18 protein-coding genes are annotated in these 21,048 nt (G+C 39.5%); 13 read left to right on the top strand and 5 right to left on the bottom strand.

All coding sequences use genetic code 11. From position 1 onward, the window contains the following. The first annotated feature begins 72 nt into the window (after nucleotides 1-72). The 8 genes from rnhA (at nucleotide 73) to ACE1TH_RS18250 (ending at nucleotide 12,484) form a co-directional block, all read left to right on the top strand. The gene (gene rnhA, locus ACE1TH_RS18285) at nucleotides 73-705 is read left to right on the top strand and encodes a ribonuclease H (protein ID WP_255224950.1); all 633 of its coding nucleotides are present in this window, start codon (nucleotides 73-75) and stop codon (nucleotides 703-705) included. A gap of 66 nt (nucleotides 706-771) precedes the next feature. Then, entirely contained in the window at nucleotides 772-2,133 is a 1,362-nt protein-coding gene (locus ACE1TH_RS18280) for an aldehyde dehydrogenase (protein WP_375079690.1), read from the top strand. A gap of 10 nt (nucleotides 2,134-2,143) precedes the next feature. After that, nucleotides 2,144-3,439 carry a lysine N(6)-hydroxylase/L-ornithine N(5)-oxygenase family protein gene (locus tag ACE1TH_RS18275; protein WP_099305014.1) on the top strand — a complete coding sequence of 432 codons (1,296 nt, stop codon included), beginning with the start codon at nucleotides 2,144-2,146 and terminating at the stop codon, nucleotides 3,437-3,439. 152 nt (nucleotides 3,440-3,591) lie between these two features. Beyond that, nucleotides 3,592-5,049: a catalase gene (locus tag ACE1TH_RS18270; protein ID WP_099305012.1), complete on the top strand. Its 1,458-nt coding sequence runs from the start codon at nucleotides 3,592-3,594 to the stop codon at nucleotides 5,047-5,049. A gap of 190 nt (nucleotides 5,050-5,239) precedes the next feature. Continuing rightward, nucleotides 5,240-8,290 (top strand): GNAT family N-acetyltransferase, encoded by a 3,051-nt coding sequence (locus ACE1TH_RS18265; RefSeq protein ID WP_375079689.1) that lies wholly within the window; start codon nucleotides 5,240-5,242, stop codon nucleotides 8,288-8,290. Between the two features lie 7 nt (nucleotides 8,291-8,297). Next, a complete protein-coding gene (locus ACE1TH_RS18260; RefSeq protein WP_375079688.1) occupies nucleotides 8,298-9,152 on the top strand; it encodes an amidohydrolase family protein in 855 nt (284 codons plus the stop codon). 234 nt (nucleotides 9,153-9,386) lie between these two features. After that, nucleotides 9,387-11,147 (top strand): M3 family oligoendopeptidase, encoded by a 1,761-nt coding sequence (locus tag ACE1TH_RS18255; RefSeq protein ID WP_375079687.1) that lies wholly within the window; start codon nucleotides 9,387-9,389, stop codon nucleotides 11,145-11,147. 425 nt (nucleotides 11,148-11,572) lie between these two features. Beyond that, complete coding sequence (locus ACE1TH_RS18250) at nucleotides 11,573-12,484, top strand: hypothetical protein (protein WP_375079686.1); 912 nt, start codon at nucleotides 11,573-11,575, stop codon at nucleotides 12,482-12,484. Nucleotides 12,485-12,528: 44 nt separating this feature from the next. Here the strand turns inward: ACE1TH_RS18250 and ACE1TH_RS18245 are convergent, their stop codons facing one another. From ACE1TH_RS18245 to ACE1TH_RS18235, 3 genes are all read right to left on the bottom strand, one after another. Beyond that, the gene (locus tag ACE1TH_RS18245) at nucleotides 12,529-13,566 is read right to left on the bottom strand and encodes a cytochrome d ubiquinol oxidase subunit II (RefSeq protein WP_375079685.1); all 1,038 of its coding nucleotides are present in this window, start codon (nucleotides 13,564-13,566) and stop codon (nucleotides 12,529-12,531) included. A 12-nt stretch (nucleotides 13,567-13,578) separates the two neighbouring features. Then, a complete protein-coding gene (locus tag ACE1TH_RS18240) occupies nucleotides 13,579-14,919 on the bottom strand; it encodes a cytochrome ubiquinol oxidase subunit I (RefSeq protein WP_375079684.1) in 1,341 nt (446 codons plus the stop codon). A gap of 120 nt (nucleotides 14,920-15,039) precedes the next feature. Further along, entirely contained in the window at nucleotides 15,040-15,210 is a 171-nt protein-coding gene (locus tag ACE1TH_RS18235) for an FbpB family small basic protein (RefSeq protein WP_099305000.1), read from the bottom strand. Nucleotides 15,211-15,444: 234 nt separating this feature from the next. Between ACE1TH_RS18235 and ACE1TH_RS18230 the strand changes: the two genes are divergently transcribed. The 3 genes from ACE1TH_RS18230 (at nucleotide 15,445) to ACE1TH_RS18220 (ending at nucleotide 17,204) form a co-directional block, all read left to right on the top strand. Then, complete coding sequence (locus ACE1TH_RS18230) at nucleotides 15,445-15,591, top strand: hypothetical protein (protein WP_176554468.1); 147 nt, start codon at nucleotides 15,445-15,447, stop codon at nucleotides 15,589-15,591. Between the two features lie 108 nt (nucleotides 15,592-15,699). Then, nucleotides 15,700-16,041 carry a hypothetical protein gene (locus ACE1TH_RS18225; protein ID WP_099304998.1) on the top strand — a complete coding sequence of 114 codons (342 nt, stop codon included), beginning with the start codon at nucleotides 15,700-15,702 and terminating at the stop codon, nucleotides 16,039-16,041. A 356-nt stretch (nucleotides 16,042-16,397) separates the two neighbouring features. Then, the gene (locus tag ACE1TH_RS18220; RefSeq protein ID WP_099304996.1) at nucleotides 16,398-17,204 is read left to right on the top strand and encodes a YfkD famly protein; all 807 of its coding nucleotides are present in this window, start codon (nucleotides 16,398-16,400) and stop codon (nucleotides 17,202-17,204) included. A gap of 66 nt (nucleotides 17,205-17,270) precedes the next feature. On the opposite strand, the gene yfkAB is transcribed toward ACE1TH_RS18220, so the two are convergent. Further along, entirely contained in the window at nucleotides 17,271-18,386 is a 1,116-nt protein-coding gene (gene yfkAB / locus ACE1TH_RS18215) for a radical SAM/CxCxxxxC motif protein YfkAB (RefSeq protein WP_099304994.1), read from the bottom strand. Nucleotides 18,387-18,515: 129 nt separating this feature from the next. Between yfkAB and ACE1TH_RS18210 the strand changes: the two genes are divergently transcribed. Then, nucleotides 18,516-18,707, top strand: coding sequence for an SE1561 family protein (locus ACE1TH_RS18210; RefSeq protein WP_099304992.1), 192 nt, complete (start codon nucleotides 18,516-18,518; stop codon nucleotides 18,705-18,707). Between the two features lie 15 nt (nucleotides 18,708-18,722). After that, the gene (locus ACE1TH_RS18205) at nucleotides 18,723-19,370 is read left to right on the top strand and encodes a histidine phosphatase family protein (RefSeq protein WP_255224958.1); all 648 of its coding nucleotides are present in this window, start codon (nucleotides 18,723-18,725) and stop codon (nucleotides 19,368-19,370) included. 47 nt (nucleotides 19,371-19,417) lie between these two features. Here the strand turns inward: ACE1TH_RS18205 and ACE1TH_RS18200 are convergent, their stop codons facing one another. After that, nucleotides 19,418-20,764 (bottom strand): hemolysin family protein, encoded by a 1,347-nt coding sequence (locus ACE1TH_RS18200; protein ID WP_375079683.1) that lies wholly within the window; start codon nucleotides 20,762-20,764, stop codon nucleotides 19,418-19,420. Nucleotides 20,765-21,048: the final 284 nt, after the last annotated feature.

Here is a 21,048-nt window from a genome sequence, read left to right as displayed (position 1 = left end):
TTTTTAAAGGTTAAACGGTACTATGATACAAGAGTAGTAGATTCGGAAGCGAAAGGAATGATAAAAAGCAGGATGGCAAAGCAAAAATTTTATGTTGTTTGGGCAGGAAGAAAGCCTGGTATATACCGTACGTGGGCAGACTGTGAAAAACAAGTCAAAGGATACAAGGGTGCTAGATTTAAATCATATGAATCACAAACTGAAGCAGAGCGTGCTTATGAAGGGAAGCCAACTTCAACTGGGACCAAAAAGGCGGCTAAATCTGTTAAACAGGTTAGCAGCAATACGGCTGAAGACGTTATATGGGATAGCATTAGCGTTGATGTTGGAAGCCACGGGAATCCTGGAAAAGTAGAGTATAAAGGTGTTGATACAAAAACCGGCGCCATTTTATTTGAAAAAGAGCCAATACAGTTAGGCACGAATAATATGGGCGAATTTTTAGCGATTGTACATGGTCTAGCTTATTTAAAGGAGAATCAATTAACGAAGCCCGTTTATTCGGATTCAAGAACAGCGATTAGTTGGGTGAAAAAGAAAAAAGCGAATTCAACGTTAGTACGCAATGATAAAACGCGCGAAATATGGGACCTTGTTAACCGAGCTGAACAATGGTTAAAAGAGAACCCGAATCATCATCAAGTGCTGAAGTGGAATACCGAGCAGCATGGAGAAATTAAAGCGGATTATGGGCGTAAAAGCTAAGAAGAGTGAAAGCAGCCTATTTAGGGTAAACCACCATTAGGAATCTCTGAAAAGGAAGTGATGATTATGTACGAAACGCTAAAAGGTGTCCAACAAGAATACGTATTTTCTGGCGCTTTAAAAACGTTTCAAGCACGAAAGCAGCAATTATTGAAGCTTAAAGACATGCTACAAAATCACGAAAGCGAACTGTTAGCTGCTGTAAATAAAGATTTAAATAAACAAGAAGCGGAAGCCTTTATGATGGAGCTAGGTACCGTTCATTCAGAAATTAATCATACCTTGGAATCGCTAGAAGAGTGGATGGAGCCTGTTAAGGTGAAATCACCTGTTACCCATACCGGTTCAACGAGCTATGTGGTAAATGAGGCTTACGGAAGTGTCTTAATCATCGCGCCATGGAATTATCCTATTCAATTAACCTTTTCGCCTCTCGTTGGTGCACTTGCTGCAGGGAATAGTGCGGTTATTAAGCCATCTGAGTTAACGCCTCACACATCAAGCGCAATCGCAGGAGCCGTCCGCTCCACGTTTGCACAAGAAATTGTAGCGGTGGTGGAAGGGGATGCCAAAACATCAGAAGCTTTGCTAGAGCAAGGGTTTGACTATATTTTCTTTACCGGTAGTGTGGCTGTAGGAAAAATTGTGATGAAGCATGCGGCTGAACATTTGACGCCTCATACATTAGAACTAGGTGGCAAAAGCCCTGCGATTGTTGCGGAAAATGCGAAGCTTGATTTAGCTGCAAAACGCATCGCTTGGGGGAAATTCACAAACGCAGGCCAAACGTGTATTGCGCCTGACTATGTAATGGTTCATGAAGATGTCTATGAATCATTTCTTAAGAAACTTGAGAAACATACGTATAACTTGTTCTCGAAAAGAACGAAAGAAGGCACGTATACGCAAATTGTTAACGAAAAACATTTTGATCGCTTAGCTGCATATTTGGATAATGGAGACACCGTTTTAGGTGGTCAGCATTCAAAAGAACATCGTTTGATTGCACCGACCATCTTAAAGAACGTTGATTGGGATGCGCCAATTATGAAAGATGAAATTTTTGGTCCGATATTACCCGTTTTCACGTATAAGTCATCAACAGAAGTGATCGTGCGCGTTCGATCATTACCAAATCCTTTAGCACTTTATGTGTTTTCTGAAGAAGAACAAACGCAAGCGCTCTATTCGGAACAGCTTTCTTTTGGAGGCGGCTGCATCAACGACACCATTATGCACGTTGCAAACCCTCATCTTCCGTTTGGCGGCAAAGGACCTAGTGGCATAGGAGCTTATCACGGATATGAAAGTTTCCGCACATTTTCGCATCAAAAGGGCATGCTAAAGCAAACGACGTCATTTGATATGCCACTACGGTATAAAAGTGGAAAAATGGCCAATAAAATCATTCGAAGTGTGTTCAAATAGGAGTGTTGATATGAAAGAAACATTTGATGTAATTGGTGTAGGAATCGGCCCATTTAATTTAGGGCTGGCGGCACTAATAGAAGAAAAAACTACGTTAAAAAGTGCGTTTTTCGATGAAACAAACGTTTTTCAATGGCATCCTGGCATGCTGTTAGATGGGACCGATCTACAGGTCCCTTTTCTAGCTGATTTGGTCTCATTTGCAAATCCTATGAGTCAGTATTCGTTTTTAAATTATGCTCATGTACATGATCGTTTAATGTCATTTTTCTTTTTTAATCGCTTTGATGTGCCGAGAAAAGAATACAATGCATACTGCCACTGGGTTGTAACACAACTAAATAACTGTCACTTTGGCAAGAAGGTTGTGGACGTTCAATACGTAAAAAGCGATGCTTGTTATCAAGTAACAGTAGAAGATAGTGACAAGACAGAGCACTATTATTGCAAACATCTTGTCGTTGGCACTGGAAGTGAACCAATTGTCCCTGCAAATGTTGAGGGCGGTTTAAATGAAGATATCATCCATTCAAGCTCCTATGGGTTTTACGAAAAAGAAATCAAAAAAGCGAAATCCATTACGGTTATTGGGTCAGGTCAAAGCGCAGCAGAGATTTTTTACAAATTATTGGATGATCAATTAGAAGAACAATATGAATTAAGCTGGTTCACTCGTTCGCCAGGATTTTTTCAATTGGAAGATTCGAAACTTGGACAAGAGTTGTTTTCACCTACTTATGTCGATTATTTTCATAATCTCACCTACGAACAAAGAGAAGAAGCGCTACCGTTGCTTGGAAATTTAAGAAACGGTGTGCAGCAAAAAACATTGCATAAGATTTACGATAAACTGTACCATCGAAGCATTGAAACTAAACAATCGCCAGCACTTATTCAAGCTGCCATCGAAATCAATCAAGTGGAAACCTCTAATTCCGGTGACTATCTTTTATCCGGTAAGCAGTGGCAAGAAGATCAGTCGTTTACCCATCAGTCTGAAAAAGTAATCTTTGCAACAGGCTATAAACCGCATATCCCAGATTGGCTAAGCGCAATGATGAAAGATGTCAAGATGGAGTCAGAATCAGAATTTGCTGTAACTCGTAATGCTGAATTGATCTTCCATGATCAACGAGAAAATCGTGTATTCGCGCTTACAAATTTAGAGCATGCATTAGGAACGAGCGCCACGAATTTAGGGTTATCGGTTGAGCGGAATGTTCGGATTATTAATCAATTAGCGAATCAAAAAGTGTATAAAGAAAGCCCAGGACCTGTGTTTCAACAATTCTCTCATAAAGGGTAAATATCCGCTACCTCAAAGATTAACCAATAAGAATAATTCTTAAAAAAGAATCCTTGTTGATTTAGGTTTGAAAGATTTTAGGGTGGGGAATAGTTTTCTACGACACAAGAATGAAATCTTTTAAATTTGTTTTTCTTGAGGAGGAATTACATATGACCCGGTTAACAGACAATCAAGGGCATCCAATTTATGATAATCAAAATTCAAGAACGGCTGGTCAGCATGGACCAACGATGTTGGAAGATTATCATCTAGTAGAAAAGTTAGCTCATTTTGATAGAGAACGAATTCCTGAGCGTGTGGTGCACGCTAGAGGTGTAGGTGCATACGGCGTTTTTAAAGTGAAAAACAACTTGAAACGTTATACAAAAGCAGCTTTATTTGCTGAAGATGGAAAAGAAACACCATTATTCGTACGGTTTTCAACGGTAATTCATGGCGGTACTTCGCCAGAAACGTTAAGAGATCCACGTGGGTTTTCAGTTAAATTTTATACAGAAGAAGGAAACTACGATTTTGTTGGAAACAACTTACCTGTTTTCTTTATTCGAGATGCGATTAAATTTCCAGACGTGATTCATTCTTTAAAGCCTGATCCACGGACGAATATACAAGATCCAGATCGCTATTGGGATTTTATGTCGCTTTCACCTGAAACGACAAACATGATGGTGCATTTATTTACAGACGAAGGCATTCCGGCTTCATACCGTGAAATGCGTGGCTCAAGTGTCCATGCATTTAAATTTGTAAACGAGCATGGCAATATGGTTTACGCGAAGCTTCGTTGGGTTCCAAAGAAAGGCATTCGTAATTTATCTGGCGAAGAAGCGGCGGAAATTCAAGGACAAGACTTCAACCATGCAACAAGGGATTTCTATGAAGCAATTGAAAATGAAGATTTTCCTGAATGGGATCTTTATGTACAAATCCTTGACCCGGCTGATTTAGATAACTTTGACTTCCATCCTCTTGATGCAACGAAAGATTGGCTAGAAGAAGACATTCCATATCAACATGTAGGTACGATGACGTTAAATCGTAATCCTGACAATGTGTTTGCAGAAACAGAACAAGTTGGATTTAATCCAGGTAACTTGATACCAGGAATTGAGCCTTCTGAAGATAAAATGTTGCAAGGACGAATTTTCTCTTATTCTGATACGCAGCGTTACCGTGTTGGCGCAAACTATTTGAACCTACCTGTAAACTGTCCATTTGCGCAAAAAGCGAATTTTCAACGTGATGGAGCCATGCCTGTAGGCCAGCAAACAAATCCAGTTAATTATGAGCCAAATCGTTACCAAGAAACGCCAGACGAAGCAGAAGGCTATGAAGATTACCGAGCTCCTATACAAGGAACAATCGGTCGAATGGCAATTGAAAAGAAAAATCACTTTGGACAAGCTGGTAAGATTTACCGCAATTACGAGGAAAGTGTGAAACAAGCACTCGTGAAAAATATTGTCGGTGATTTAGAGCAAGTCAAACAAGAAACTGCTCTACGCGCAGTTTGTAATTTCTACCGTGCCGATGAATCATTAGGGCAGAGATTAGCAGATCAATTAAATCTTGATATTTCCGAGTATGTCCAGCAGGCGGAGAAATAAGAACTGGTTCTGATGCGAAGTAGTTATATAGTCTAAAGAGAAGACAAACGATCCAATCTGGTCGTTTGTCTTTTTTTATGAGAACTTAAAGCTTTTAAGGTATAGCTTTCGGTTCGAGAGCCTTCTTTGTTTAAACAATTATTTGCGCTCGGTGAGGTTCTTCTTTATGATTTAAAAAAGGGGGAAAGTTATGAAAATTATAGACTTTGAAAAAGGATACGCACGTGCGACAGCAAAAATGTGGAACGAAAGTCGTGAAAATTTTGGCGGTGGTGATACGGTTGAAACCGCCGAAGATCGCGAAAAAGAAGAGCGAAACTCGGGGAATATCGCCACTATGTTGGCGATAAAAGAGGAAGAGGTTGTTGGGTACTGTGGACTTGCTGAATTTCATGCAGATCGAGATGCTCTTTACATTCCGTTATTGAATGCTCATCCAAAGTATATCGGGAAAGGAATTGGAAAAGCTCTTGTTCTTGAAGCCATTCAGCGTACCTTCAAAGCAGGTTGGTCTCGGCTTGATCTGCATACATGGCCTGGAAATACAAAAGCTGTTCCTCTCTATAAACGCTGCGGATTTTTTTGGGAGGATCGAGAAGAAACAACTCATTTAATGAACTTTATCCCATTAGTTTTACAGCACCCCTTTTTAAAACAATATTTGAATGAATCTAACTGGTATGCTGCATTAAAACGGGACTTGTCGGTGAAGCCTGATCGTGAGAAACAGGGAGAATTCTCCATTTTTACATATGAATTTGAAATAGACGGAGAGCTTATTACGGTAGGAATCGAGCATTCTAGCAGGAAAATTTATAAGGTTGAAACAAATGAGTTCAATCTAGAATGGCTTCTTCCGCATAAACAACTTTTCCCAACTATTTCTTACAAAGCCTCACTCAAATTGGTGAACAAGCGAAATCAGTCAATGCCTGTACGTGTACAGGATGAAGATGAACGTCTGAATTTGCATGTGAAAATTGACGACGAAATACCAGCGAAGGGCGAGAGAATCTATACCTTTCCATTTAATATAGATGAAGTAAAAGCGGAAGATGAAGCCATTTCTGAATGGAAAACATACCCTTATGCGACTTTGACTGCACACATACATGACATAAATGTTCCTCTATCTTGTGGATATGTGGTGAAAAAACCATTACATGTAAGCGCTAGCGATTTTACGAGCCATCAACGGGAGCAGCTATTTTTACATGTTCGAAATCAGCTACCAACGCATCAAATAGTGAAGGTTCAAGGAAAAGAACATCCGTTACTTGAGTGGATAGATAGGGAAGGGACCATTGAAGTTGCGCCTAATCAAACGAAAACCCTTCCATTCTCCTGTAAACAAAAACAAGAAGGTGTTGAACCTCTTCATTTCACTATTGCATTACAAGATAAAAAAGAGCATACGCCTTCTCTTTATGAAGAGCGTGTCCCGTTTTATATTGATGGTGAGAATAGCACTGGGTCCTTTCAACAAGATCAAACGTTTGTGGTTGTAAATGGAAAGCAGCAGCTTGTTTTTCATCAAGATACAGCTTTAACCACGTTTATTCAAGCGGGTATTGAGCAGCCATGGACCATGCTTCATCCGAGTTTTAATGATCCATTAACGAATGAGTTGGCAAACGTTGGCTGGCAGTCCATTCATTCAGATGTGAAAGAACGTTTCCAAACGGTTATGGTAACCTATCCCCTCAATCAAGGGAATGCAGAGTGTACGATTCAATATAAATGGACGCATCATCACATCCTGGAAGCTGAATACTTCATAACCAATAAAAGTAGTCAGCCAATCGATTTAAAGCAAATGATTGTGCCTTTTTATTTTAAACCAAATGATTTCTACCTCTCTACTAATCAAGAAATTAAACATTTCTCACAAATTCAACAATATTGGATTGATGACGTCCCCTTGGAAGAGTGGGATGTTGAATGGGTGTTTTTAGAATGGGAAGATGGCACTCTTGGTTTGGAAGCGGATAACGGGGCACAGTGCTTGGAAATTGATGATGATTTATGTTTTCGATGGACGCTGGAACCGCTTGAATCTGGAGAAACATCCGGCCCTATGAAAGTAACTTTATTTCCAAATGTAGACGGAAATATTGAGTTGTTTATGAAGAGAAAAAAAGCAAAACAAACCATTCAAAAACAAAAGCTTGTGTCATTTAGAGAGCACGGATTTTATCGAGATAATCAAGCGCTTAAGCTGCAATTTAATACAGGTATCCAACAAGCTGATCAAGGAGAAGTGATGGTCAGCGATCAAACAGAAACGACCTATAGCTTTGACACGCAAGATGGACAAACCGATCTTAACCATACTGTTTTGGCAAACAAAGAGAATGGGGTTACACCATTAACGATTCACTATAAGGGAAAATCGATGCAAGCAATAAGTATGCTACAGGCATTGCGTGTAGGTAGTGAGCCAGTTGTCTCAAAGGTAGAGAAAAAAGAAGGCCTAGACGTCCATGTTATTCATAACGGGCTGCTCACTTTTAAAGTTGCAAATGATTACTATCCAGCGGTTTATTCTGTCTACACAGAAGAAGAATGGTTTGATCATTCTTTTCCGCAGTCAGGTGCAAAAAGTTGGTGGAATCCATGGGGTGGGGGAATCATGACGATTCCTGCAGGGTTGCAGCTACGGACAATTGCTGAACAAAAAAGAAAAACCACTTTTGTTACTCGTAAGGATCAATGGGGACAGGTCTGGACAGGAATAAAAATTTCTTTTACATTTAACGATCATAAGCAATGGCAAAATGCGACTGTTCATCAGTATTTTTTAACGATTCCACAATCAAGTCTACTAGTCCATTATACGGAGTTAGAAAATGGAGCAAACTGTGTGTTGGATCAATCCTTTTTGACAGGAGCCTTTTTCAATCGGAAAGATGGCGTTTTCTATCCTACTGAAGCAGACGATGTTGCATTTGTTTTATCTGGAGGTTCACAAGCGTTTGGAGGAACAAATTTAGCACAAGTCGCTAGGTTATATAAAAAAGAGGTAGACGAAACGCTTATTGTTGTTCGACCAGATCAGCAGCATGATGCGGAGTTTTATGAGAATAAAGATGTCTTTTCATACATGACAAGAGAAGCAATTGAACGCTTTCCAGGTGATGGAATTGTACAGTCTCGTCCTCATTCCTTTATTTTCACTTCAGGTTTATCAAAGGGTACAGGTTGGGAATGGTTACGTTCACTGCAATTTAAGGAGGAATAGAACGACGTTGAAAATTATTGATGCACATGTTCACTTTTCTAGGATTCACACATTTCAAGAAACCGCAATGAACGATAGTTTGCTTCATTATGATCACAAGGGAATTGAGCGTGAATTCAAAGACGCCAATGTAATCGCATCGGTTGGAATGGGCGTGGAAGAAAGCAAACTAGGTGCGTTTCCAGATCAATCGGCTCCAGATTTAATGGGTCTTGATTTACCAAATCGTCCACCATCGATGGGGATTTGTATTGGGATTAATCCCTTTTTACTAACAGCACATTCAATTGAGAGGCTAGATTCGTTGTTAGAATTTAAAGAGTATGTTGGTATCAAAATTTACTTAGGTTACTATCCTTACTATGCTTTTGATGATGTATATCAACCAGTTTATGAGATGGCAAAAAAACATCAAGTTCCTGTAGTGTTTCATACAGGCGATACCTATGCAGAAACAGCCATTTTAAAGTATGCACACCCCTTAACAATTGATGAGGTAGCTGTAAAGCATCGAGATGTCACGTTCGTTATGGCACATTTAGGCGATCCATGGTGCCTAACTGCTGCTGAAGTGATGTATAAAAATCGAAATGTATATGCAGATTTATCTGGTCTCATCGTAGGCACAGACGAGAAAGTGAATCGGCACAAGGAAAAAGATAACCCTTATTTTGATCATTTTAAGCACGCGTTAATTTATGGTGATGCCTATGATCGCTACATGTTTGGAACGGACTGGCCGCTGGTTGGCGTCAAACCATACATGGAGTGGCTTACGGGAATTATACCGGAAAAACATCACCAAATGTTTTTCCACGATACTGCCCTGCATGTGTTTCCAAAACTAAATGCATTAATTTAAGCATAAGCTCCTGTCTGATTTCATAGGTTTAAATGAGATCAGAGGGGGCGTTTTGATGTATAGACAATGGACGAGCTATAAGAAAGAAGAAAAAATATTGCTAGGATGTAGTTTTTGCACCGTTCTATTTATGGTTTCAAGTTTGCTTTTCTAACATTTAACGTGCAAATCTTCAAAATAAATGATACGATTATTACGGGTTTCGAAATAAGCCGTTCTTTGAGGAGGATACATATGAACGAAACAGTGAATTTTCCGATTACATGGGATTTGGATTCGATCTTTAAAGGTGGAAGTGATTCGAAAGAATTTACAGAATTCTTCAACGAAACGGACAAGCAATTAGATTTTTTGTTAGCAAAAGAAGATCTTAACGTGGTGGACTTGGTCCAAGCGATAGAGACGATTACGCCGAGACTTCGCCAAACTGGTGCATTTGTATCGTGTTTATCGGCTCAAAATGTTAAAGATAAAAAAGCGCTTCTCTTGCTTGAAAATGTACAAGAACAACAAGTGAAAACGCAGAAGCTAGTGCTTCGTCTAGAAGATGAACTACGAGATTTATCAGACGAGGCGTTTTGTGAGCTTCTTTCAAATGAGAAAGTAGCGCCATCTGCTTTTTTACTTGAAAAAACGCGGAGTCGCGCAATGGATAAAATGAGTTCAGAGAAGGAAGAACTTGCTTCAAAGCTTGCTAAAGATGGTTATCATGCCTGGGGGTCCGTGTATAACGAGGCTGTTGGCAGAATGGTGATTCCTTTTGAAGAAGATGGCGAAACAAAAATGTTGTCGGCAGGACAATTACATAATCGCTTAGGAAGTACGAATCGTGAAGTAAGAGAGCGTGCCTCAGCAGCATCTTTAAATGCGTGGGAAGAGCAAGCTCCATTATTCACTCAATCATTGAATCGCTTGGCTGGATTTCGATTAAAGCTCTATGAAGAGCGTGGCTGGGAAAATGTGCTGAAAGAACCTCTAGAATTAAATTTAATGACAGAGGAAACCCTCACTACAATGTGGGATACGATTACAAAGAACAAGCCTGAATTTTATGCATATATGGATAAAAAAGCAGCTCTACTAGGGGTCGAAACCTTAGCTTTACACGATGTAGGGGCACCGTTACCTTTAGAAGATGAGTCAAAGAATTCTATTTCATACGAAGATGCATGCCAGCTCATTATCAAACATTTCAAACGGTTCAGCCCTAAAATGGCAGATTTTGCAGAAATGGCATTGAGAGAGGGATGGGTAGAAGCAGAAAATCGGTCTGGTAAACGTCCTGGTGGATTCTGTACAGGCTTCCCAATGGAGCAAGAATCTCGAATTTTTATGACGTATGATGGTTCTATGTCAAACGTTGCGACTCTTGCACATGAATTAGGTCATGCTTATCATAGCTGGTGCTTAAAAGACAATGATGTTCAGTCACAAAAGCAATACCCAATGAGTATCGCGGAAACAGCTTCTACGTTTGCGGAGATGATTGTGGCAGATGCGTTAGTTGACGAAGCAGACAGTGAAGATGTGAAAAAGATGTTGATTGAAAACAAACTGTCTCGATCTCTAGCATTTTTTATGAACATTCATTCTCGCTTTTTGTTTGAAACACGTTTTTACGAAGAGCGGAAACAAGGAATGGTTCCTACAGAACGATTGAATGAGCTTATGATTGAAGCGCAAAAAGAAGCATACGGTGAAAAAGTTTCATCCTATGATCCATATTTTTGGGCATCAAAGCTACATTTTCACATTACAGGACAACCATTTTATAACTTCCCGTATACATTCGGTTACTTGTTTAGTATGGGGATTTATGCAAGAGCGTTAAAATCAGAATCTTCTTTTGAAGATGCGTATATTGCATTGTTGCAAGATAGCGGTCGGATGTCCGCTGAAGCTTTAGCAAAAAAACATTTAGACGTGGATCTAACGAAGCCTGATTTTTGGCAAGAAGCCATTGATGTTATTTTAGAAGACATTCGACAATTTTAATACATTCGTGAACACATAGTTTGTTGGGCAACCAATACGCTATGTGTTTTTTATTAACCGAATGAATTTCATAATGGAAAGTAAGAGTTATTTTTGGGTCGTTTTTCGAAAGCTACTCTAGATAGAAGCGTATAAATGTGGAATGGTTTTGTAAAACAATCTAAAAAGGCTGGAACATAAGACAGTGTGAAGACTTTCGTTGTATCTTATAGTGAGGTAACGAACGCATGAACTCATATAAAGATAAGAAGTGTTTTAAGGGGCGCTTCCTTTTCATATGCCATTTTGTATGCGCTTAAACATATCTATTTGCAAATCCCTTTATGAGTAAAATAGAATAATGATAAAATAATAGAAATCGCTTAATTAACGGAAAAGAATAGGAAGCACGCATATTATTAAGTACCGATTAAGGAGAGGTGAAGATGAATAGAGCAACATGGATAATTTTTGGCAGTGCATTGATGTTGGCGGCATGCTCGCCAGATGAAGAGCGTGCCGAATCACCTGAAGTGAATGGAACTACTAGTGAAAGCCAAACCGAATCAACAGATGAAGACAACGAGGTTAATGATACAGAAGAGCGCAGTAGTGAAGAATCAGATGATGCGACCACAGAGGATCGTGAAGACGATGAACCACAAGCAAGTGATGATGAGCAAGCTGAAGAAACGAATGAATCTCCAGAAGAAGAGCAGAGCAGTGATGGTGAAGTGTCATTGAATCCTGAAGAAATCATTGCCAATGCGATTGCCGCAGAAGAGCAGTTTGAGCAGTATTCACTTGAATGGCAGCATCATGATGTGGCAGAAGATGGTGCCGTAAGGGAAGCCAAAGGGTATACCGTGTTAAAATATATGGCGAATCCAAATGGTCCTGATTATTACTATCGTGAGACTTCTGGTACGGAGTTGGCTGAAGAAGAAGGGGGAACGGTCTATGAAGCGCAAACCCCTGAAGCTCGGTCAATGTATATAGAGGGAGACGATCATGTCACTTTGCTTCGTGCAAATGATGAACAGGTACCAACGATTTCTCAAGTAAAGTTAAATGAATTTATCGGTGATTATTCTGTTTATGACATAGAATATAGAGGGATCTTTGAAACAGAAGGCTTCAGAGCACACCATCTATTTGCCGTATCCGATAATGAAAACACGGAAATTAATCTGTGGTTTGACACTGAGACCGGTATCCAAGTTAGACAAAATCAGTTTTTTGCGGGTTATGATGGTACGGTTTCACGCTTAACGATGTTTGATCCAGAGGCTGAATTAACGGATGCCGATTTCCAAATTAGTCATGTTAGTCAATATTCGATTATTGATGAACGATAAGAAAAAAGAAGCTTTTCCATAAAAGGAAGCTTCTTTTTTTTCCTTTAGTAATCGTGTCCATCACTTTGTAAGTAAGCTTTATCTTTAAAAAATAACCGCCAAAACCAAATAAATACAGGAATTAGCACGGCTAAACCGATGATGAAGCCAATCATTAGATAACGAAACATGGTTTCATTTGTAAATGCATCATAAATCGTGACGTCAGGGTATAGGAGATAAGGCAAATGAGCCATTCCATAAGCTAAACTGGCGAGACCGAATTGGATGACGGTGAAAATTAATGCGACCCGCGGTTGCCCTAATTCTTTATTTTTAGATGGCCACCACAATGCGCTATAGCCAATGCCAAACGCAAGGAGAGAAGCTGTGTACCATCCCCATAAGTCCATAAAATTTTCGAACATCCAAGGCGCCTCTGGAATTAATGTGAAGATCGCCGCAATGGCAACTACAAGCGTAATTGGACCGAGAATAAGCGCGTTTCTTCGGTACGTATGGGCTGTACTCATATCGCCAGCTTCTTTTGAGTAATCTGCCATAAAGAGTGACGAGATAAACAACTCTGTCATTAATCCGAAGCTAATATGAGTATAAAATGCGGGACTTTGCAAAAGTCCGTCTAACAGAATGTATTGTCGTTCGTCTGCTACTGTAACAAATCCACCAATGGCAGCTGGAAGAATGCTGATTAAAATCGCTGGAATAATTAATCCGCACGTACCAGATACGAGAGTGAGCACACGAGAATATTTTTCCGTACTGAAAGCATAGACCATAAAGGCACTTCGAATCGTTAGCAGCAATAGGACTAAACAGAACGGAACAATCATTAATGTACCAAGTGTAGGTGCAGCACCAGGAAATAATGCAACAAACGCTACAACTAATAAAACGAGAAAGACGTTAGTTACTTTCCATGCAGGAGATAGGAAGTTGTTCGCAATCCGTGAAGCTTGTACGTTATTTCTACGCTCATAATACATGGCCCAAAAACCAGTTCCAAAGTCAATTGAGCCCGCAACAGCATAAATGAATAACATGACCCATATTAACAAAATGGCTAAATAAACGGGTTCCATCTTTCTCCCTCCTTATGATCCAATTGCATTCATATCTTGCGTAAGTGGGTTTCGCTTAAAATAAAAGTACAGCACAAGACTTGTAATGACGAGTAGCACCGCATACAGCACAGCAAAGAAGAAAAAGATGATCCCTAAGTTTCCTGATGTCGTTGCTGCTTCAGATGTACGTTGAATGTCAAAAATCGTCCAAGGCTGTCTGCCTGTACAGCTAAAGATCCAGCCAGTTTCAATTCCGATCATAGCAAGTGGACCGGAAGCGACAAACGCAGCTAAAATCCATTTAGGAAAGGCGAAGTTCTCTTTCTTCCGCTTCATAAACCAGTAAAGCAAGCCCCCACCTGAAATGGCAATTAACCCACCTCCAATAAAAACCATGACATTAAACAGAGTATGTACAATAAGCGGTGGCCAATTTTCTTGTGGAAAATCGTTTAGACCTTGAATAATACCGTCAGTAGAGTATGTGGCAAGCCAGCTTAACAAACCAGGAATTTCTAACCCACCGATCACTTCATTTTCTTCAGGACTTGGAACACCAAAGAGTGTCAAAGGTGCGTTTGATTGTGTTTCAAACAGTCCTTCTGCAGCGGCGAGTTTAATCGGAATTTCCTCATAGAGCATAACGGTTGTGTCATGTCCCGTTAATCCTGTCCATAAAGACATGCCTAATCCGAAAATAAGTGCCATCAGCATCCCTTTATGATGGTAGCGACGTTCAGCTTCTGTAATAGAAGGTTTCATTAGCTTGTAAGCCGCAACTGCAACTAAAACAAATGCACCAGTCATATAAGCTGTACTAACTACGTGTAGAGAGGTTGCCCAAAAGCTCGTTGATAAAGCAGCGGACAGTGGATTCACATTTGTAATTGTCCCGTTAACAATGTCAAATCCTTCAGGTGTGTTCATCCAGGCGTGGGCACTTGTGATGAGGACGGCTGAAGCCACAGCTCCAAATGCGATGAAGAAAGAACTAATGATTCGCATTGTCGTAGTTAAACGGTCAGCCGCATAAACGTAAATAGCGAGAAAAAGTGATTCTAAAAAGAAAGCGAATATTTCAATCTGAAACGGTAGTGCGATAACCTGGCCAACGATCTCCATGAACCCTGGCCATAGCAGAGAAAGCATGACTGCTACGATCGTTCCAGTTGGAATCGCAACACCAAGTAGAATGGCTAATCCTTTTGTTAGCCGTTTTGCTAGAACCGCATAATCGTTATCCTTGCGAATCACACGCATAATTTCACCAAAGAAAATCATAAGGGAAATGCCAACGGTTAAGGTAGCAAAGATGATGTGAAAAGCCATTGAAGTACCAAAAAGCATTCTTGATAGTAGTACATTATCCATGCAAATCCTCTTTTCGTATTGTTTAAGAGGTAATTTGTGCAAGTAAAACAAATTTATACAAAAAAAACTCCCTTCAACCCCATTCACGTTTGATCGCGATCAGGTTGAAGAGAGTCTATATTAAAAGCGCCGAGTCTTTGTAGTTGTATTATCTAAAGAACGTTTATTCTTCTTAACGGCACGTTCATATAACTTATCGTCTATTTTTGATAGTGCTTCATCATCTTTCATTAGCTCATCTCGATTTCGAGCCATTAAATCTTCATATCGTACAGAATGTCTTCTGCGCAAATCCATCACCTTTTTTCTGAATATTTCCTAACATTAGTATATCACCTATATTTGCATATGCAAGGTTAATTTGTTACAAATTTTCGATAAAGAAGATTTATGTCGAAAAAAGTCATTAAAAAATGCATATGTTTTTTTCAGTAATACACTTTACACTGAAGAAGAACATTGGTAAAATATTCTGCATATATAAATGTTGCTGAGTGAAAGATATACAAAATGGAGGGAAGCTATATGACAGAAAAAGATCGACGTAAAATGGAAAATCTAGAAGCGAAAATCAATGCTCTTTCAAAAGAAGTTAATGAATTAAAACAAAAATCTTACGATGAGTTTGAGCAATTAGAAACCGATCAATCACTTGTACAGACATATAATTAAGACTGCCGACAAGATTTGTTGGCAGTTTTTTCATTCTTCTTTGCAAAAACGTCGAAAATTGTACTAAAATAAAAGATAGAACGAGTTAGTGCTTAGGAGGATGAAGAAATGGGAAAACGTAAATGGGGTTTTGTACTTGCAGCAGCAGTCGTTGTTGCAGTAGCTTCAAAGAAAGAATGGCGTGAGCGAGTATGTGTAGAAGCGCAGTTAGCAAGAAAGCAAGCAGAAGACGCATATATCTTTTTACGTGACAATCGTGAAGAAATGGTCACCCAAGCAAAAGAAACCATTGAAGGCGTCAATCTTCTTTGGAAAGATGTATCAAATGATGTGCGTGCCATAACTGAAAAGGCTGCGCACATTCGTAATACTTCTGAAGAAGCGATTCATGCTGCAAAAGAAGCTGCAGATGAAATAAAAGCATTAAAAAAACAGCGAGAACTTGAATAAAGTAAAAGAGATTGGATCATGCTATAGGTAAGGACGGTAGCGATGCTACAGTTCTTCCTTAAATCAATTGCATTCGTAAGAGTTTTGATTGTCACACGTTTTCTATTAGAAGAGGTGGTTGCGTTGAGCAATGTAAATGTCTTTTTAATCATGTAAGACCATACATGATGAAGGAAGGTGTTTCCAAAAGACAAAGATCGACTCTGCCCTAGAAGCATATGATTAAGGCAACAACAGCAGCCCAGCGCTGCTGTTGTTTTTTGTGTATTTTTATAAAAATTTCCATACACGATCTGGATAAAAGCATAGTTGTTGTTAAAGAATAAGGACATAAATTTAATAAAGGAGAACATATAATGAAAAAAATCTTTATAGTGGCCTTACTCTTTTTGTTATTAAATCCTGCACAAGCTTTTGCGGAAGATCAGAAAGAAGAAAATAAAGAAGAACATACATTTATGATTCCGCAATCCGTTCTTTCAATTTCAAAAGAAAATACGTATAAAAATGCTACTCAAGATCTCCCTTATTTACAGCCAAGTGAACTTGCTGAACAATTACTAGAGTCAACTGGTGAAAACATTGAAAATCCAGATCTTATTCGAATTATGAATGAATCAACGATCCAGTTTGCCAAGCTTGGGTTTGCGATGAAAGCGTCTATTTACTTAGGCGAGTGGCCACTTGCTTATCAATCAAGAGGCACTGAAGTGAATTGGGAATACCAAAAAGTGAATACAAATTATATTGATAATCGTGGTGGGAACGCGCCAAAAACTATGTCTTATTTCCAAGAACAACAAAAGAAAATTACTGGAGGATTAACAGCGAAAATTCCAAATGCAGAAGCTGTTGAGAAGATGATGATGATCTCTGCCGCTGAGAAAACAAACCTTCCTTTAGCGTTTGATACAGTCGTTGGCCAAAGTACGACGAAAAACAATCAATACAATGTACCCTCGAATCAAGTCGGTTATTTATATGGCTATGTACCGGCTGTTCATGAAAAAGGAGACGTGACGTACGGAGAAGTATTTTTAACGTTACGTGGAGGAAAGCCAAAGCTAGAAGTGAAAAACGTCACTGAACAAGGAATAGGCGCTTGGATTCCGGTTCAAGATAATATTTCGTTTACATTTATGGCTTCTACAAAACCAAGATAATAGGAAAAAAGAATCTTCATGAAGAGCCATGAAGATTCTTTTTGTTGAGCTAATCGAATGTGACCATCAAATTTTTGAGTGTCTTGTAGTGAAATCAATGTCTTGATAATAAGCATCTCGAACGAGTAAGTTCGGTCCTAGACATTTAACAGCAGGACAATGACAGGAAATCTCAGCGTTTAATGACGACGTTTTCCATTTTAAATAAGCGTCTGGTAAAGACGACGTTTGAATATTTCCGAGGTCAGGAGCATCACCGAAGTCCGTTACGATGATATCCCCAGAAAACAAATTAATATTGAGTCTAGAGCGACCATCTGGATCATTTCGAACGGTCACATTCTTTTCTGCATATAAACGTTTCTGTAAAGCCAAATCGTCTTGGTTATCTAAGCACGGATAGAACGGTAGTGTACCAAATAACATCCAAACATCAGGGTCACGAACATCTAACAGACGATGAATCCCTGTGCGAATATCTTCAAGAGAAGCTGTTTCTAAAGCGGAAGCAAAGTCACTTGGGTACATTGGATGGACTTCATGTCGCTGACAGCCCATCTCGACAATTTGTTTATGGATCGCATCTAAGTGTGGCAAGGTGCGACGGTTAATCATCGTTTCGGCGGAGACTAAGACGCCTCTCGCTGTTAGCGCCTTCGCATTATCAATCATACGTTGAAACATTGCTTCTCGTTGTTTCTCGCCTGGTTTACGCTCAGCGTGAGCGAAGCCAATCAAATGAAAATCCTCAACACTTCCATAGTTATGAGAAATATGTAGCACATCCAAATAAGGGATAATGTAATCATAGCGCTCTAAAGGCATCGTTAAATTAGAATTAATTTGCGTCTTTGCTCCTCTTTCATGGGCATATTTAAGGAGTGGAACGACGTATTCTCGAACGGACTTCATCGACATCATCGGTTCTCCACCAGTGATACTAAATGCTCGAAGGTTTGGGATCTCATCAAGACGCTTAATCACTAGCTCTAACGGCAGAGGATCAGGGTCTTTTGGCGAAAGCGTATAGCCAACAGCGCAATGCTCACATCTCATGTTGCATAACGTTGTCGTGGTAATTTCTATATTCGTTAGAGAAAGTTCACCGGTTTCGTGCATATCATGATAAGCTTCCCATGGATCATTTTCGGGTGTAATCGTTGTAGAATATTTTATGCTCATAACAATCATGCTCCTTTACTACATCGTCTATCTTATCGTATCTTGCGAAGAAACAAAAGACTGTTTGAGAGTATATGCATACTTTGTTACACTTAATCCATTGCTAGTTAAACAGAGGAGAGAGATAAAATGGGCGGAACCATATCAACAAAGAATGAACAACTTGATTATTTGCAGAAACGATTTGAGCTTCTGGCTTCCGTTATTGATGGAATGGATGCAGAGTCGGCAAATGTAGAAGAGTTGGACTCCATTTTAAAAATGATTGATGATATCGAAGTGAAGATCAAGCAGTTTCGTAGAGATTGGCCAAACGCCTAAAGGAGAACAGGAACGATGAAACTATATTTTATTCGTCATGGGGAATCAGAAGGGAATAAACAAGGAAAAATTCAAGGAAGTATGGATTTTCCCTTAAGTGAATTAGGGCATATTCAAGCAAAAGCAGTAGCTGAATTTTGTCAAACCCTTCCTATAGATGACGTGTACACATCTGATTTATCAAGAGCGCTTCATACAGCTGAAACTATTGCAAATCCATTAAATCATCGATTAACACAAACCGCTTTATTACGAGAAGTGCATTTAGGCGTTTTACAAGGAAAAACCAGAGAAGAAATTTTTGAGCAATACCCTCATTTGAAAGGAAAACCTCTCGTTGGCTCTGATGCAGAAGGTGCTGAAACAACAGAAGCGTTAAGTCTTCGCTGTGAACAGCTTTTGCACATGTTAAAAGAGCATCATCAACAAGACGAAGCGATCTTACTTGTCTCTCACGGAGGATTTATAAGCACGCTGCTTACGTATCTGATTGCGGGGGCGAATTGGGGAGACGTTAATCGTCCGTTTGTGATTGGAAACACGAGTGTCACGCTCGTTGAGTGGGATGTCGAGGCAGATCGTTTTTATATTGAATATACAAACCGTACTGCCCACCTTGAGACGATAAAAGCTGACCATCAAGCAAAAAAAGGCATTCTTTAACGGAAAAAGGACGTTCATCATTTGATGAACGTCCTTTTTTAGTATTTTTAGGATGTGCCGTACGCTTGGTATTGATCTTCCACATCTTTATCATCAGAATGTTTTATGACTTCAACCAGCTTGATTTGGTGACCGTCGAAGGCTTTGACCGTAAAAGCATAATCGTCAAATGTCATCGTTTCTCCAACCTCAATATCGTACTTTTCTGTTAAGACCCAACCACCAATTGTATCAACTTCGTCTTCATTTAATTCAACGTGTAGCAACTTATTCACATCAGAAATCAACGTCTTTCCATCTAACAAGTAATGGTCTTCATCAATGGTACGGATAAGAGGATCTTCTTCAACATCAAATTCATCCCGAATTTCTCCAACGATTTCTTCAATAATGTCTTCAGCTGTAATTAATCCAGCTGTACCGCCGTACTCATCAAACAGAATGGCCATGTGCGTCTGCTTCTTTTGCATTTCAACGAGCAGATCATTCACCGGAATGGATTCAATAACGCTAATCACCGGGCGAATGTAATGTTCTAATTTTACTTCTTTTGTTACTTCAGGTGACACAATGTCGGTTAACACTTCTCGAACATTGACGATCCCTAAAATATTATCTTTGTCACCGTTTACGACAGGGTAGCGTGTAAACTTCTCTTCACGCATAATTGCAAGGCTATCGTCTAAAGTATCTTCAATGGAAATGGCTGAAATTTCGGTTCGCGGAACCATAATTTCTTTTGCCAGCCTGTTATCAAAGTCAAATATTTTGCTAACATACTTAAACTCAGACTGATTAATTTCGCCACCTTTGTAGCTATCAGAAATAATCAAACGCAATTCCTCTTCAGAGTGGGTAACTTCATGCTCTGACATTGGTTTAAACCCTAAAAGTTTAATTAAGATTCGGGCCGAACCGTTTAAAACCCAGATAAAAGGATAAAGTAAACGGTAAAACCAAACAAGTGGACGGGCAATCAAAAGAGTAACTTGTTCTGCTCGTTGAATGGCAATCGTCTTAGGAGCTAGCTCACCTATAACAACGTGTAAAAAGGTCGCAAAACTAAACGAAACAATAACAGCGATTGTGGTTACCATTGCTGGTGGAACAACACCTTCAAAAAACGGGTGCAGCATTTGTTCAAATGTTGGTTCAGCTAAGCGCCCAATCCCTAATGCTGTAATTGTAATTCCAAGTTGACAAGCAGATAAATACTCATCTAAATGAGTGGTTACTTTCTTTGCATGCTTCGCTGATGCTTTTCCAGCTTCCAAATGAGGTTCAAGTTGCGTACTGCGAATCTTTACAATTGCAAATTCTGATGCCACAAAAAAAGCGGTTAATCCAATTAATATCGCCACGGCGATAAGGCTAAGTCCCTGTTGTATGTCCAAATATTCCCCTCGTTAAGAGGGAGTCACCTCCTGTATTGTTCAAAAAATAGGATTGTTTATCGTTTTCCTAGTTTGGAACCACAGGCTTACGCGTATTCTATACTTACAACGGTTACGAAGTGCGTACATTGACAATGTGATTATGTGTAGTAGATGGTTTCGCAAGAATAGCGGAAGCCCGACTCGATAGGAAAGCAAACGAGAAGTTCCAAACGGTTGTTGCACGCTTTAACCGTTTTTCTATCTACTTTATACTCTCCACCATCGAATCACCCCGCTCTCAT

It is taken from the genome of Shouchella sp. JSM 1781072, from assembly GCF_041949915.1.
Taxonomy (GTDB): domain Bacteria; phylum Bacillota; class Bacilli; order Bacillales; family Bacillaceae_D; genus Shouchella.
The sequence above is the reverse complement of the archived record's forward strand: the minus strand, read 5'-3'. Positions and strand labels throughout refer to the sequence as shown.

Bases quoted from the DNA above. Each gene is read 5' to 3' on its own strand.
- rnhA (WP_255224950.1), top strand. From the start codon at position 73: ATGGCAAAGCAAAAATTTTATGTTGTTTGGGCAGGAAGAAAGCCTGGT.
- ACE1TH_RS18280 (WP_375079690.1), top strand. From the start codon at position 772: ATGTACGAAACGCTAAAAGGTGTCCAACAAGAATACGTATTTTCTGGC.
- ACE1TH_RS18275 (WP_099305014.1), top strand. From the start codon at position 2,144: ATGAAAGAAACATTTGATGTAATTGGTGTAGGAATCGGCCCATTTAAT.
- ACE1TH_RS18270 (WP_099305012.1), top strand. From the start codon at position 3,592: ATGACCCGGTTAACAGACAATCAAGGGCATCCAATTTATGATAATCAA.
- ACE1TH_RS18265 (WP_375079689.1), top strand. From the start codon at position 5,240: ATGAAAATTATAGACTTTGAAAAAGGATACGCACGTGCGACAGCAAAA.
- ACE1TH_RS18255 (WP_375079687.1), top strand. From the start codon at position 9,387: ATGAACGAAACAGTGAATTTTCCGATTACATGGGATTTGGATTCGATC.
- ACE1TH_RS18250 (WP_375079686.1), top strand. From the start codon at position 11,573: ATGAATAGAGCAACATGGATAATTTTTGGCAGTGCATTGATGTTGGCG.
- ACE1TH_RS18245 (WP_375079685.1), bottom strand. From the start codon at position 13,566: ATGGAACCCGTTTATTTAGCCATTTTGTTAATATGGGTCATGTTATTC.
- ACE1TH_RS18240 (WP_375079684.1), bottom strand. From the start codon at position 14,919: ATGGATAATGTACTACTATCAAGAATGCTTTTTGGTACTTCAATGGCT.
- ACE1TH_RS18230 (WP_176554468.1), top strand. From the start codon at position 15,445: ATGACAGAAAAAGATCGACGTAAAATGGAAAATCTAGAAGCGAAAATC.
- ACE1TH_RS18225 (WP_099304998.1), top strand. From the start codon at position 15,700: ATGGGAAAACGTAAATGGGGTTTTGTACTTGCAGCAGCAGTCGTTGTT.
- ACE1TH_RS18220 (WP_099304996.1), top strand. From the start codon at position 16,398: ATGAAAAAAATCTTTATAGTGGCCTTACTCTTTTTGTTATTAAATCCT.
- yfkAB (WP_099304994.1), bottom strand. From the start codon at position 18,386: ATGAGCATAAAATATTCTACAACGATTACACCCGAAAATGATCCATGG.
- ACE1TH_RS18210 (WP_099304992.1), top strand. From the start codon at position 18,516: ATGGGCGGAACCATATCAACAAAGAATGAACAACTTGATTATTTGCAG.
- ACE1TH_RS18205 (WP_255224958.1), top strand. From the start codon at position 18,723: ATGAAACTATATTTTATTCGTCATGGGGAATCAGAAGGGAATAAACAA.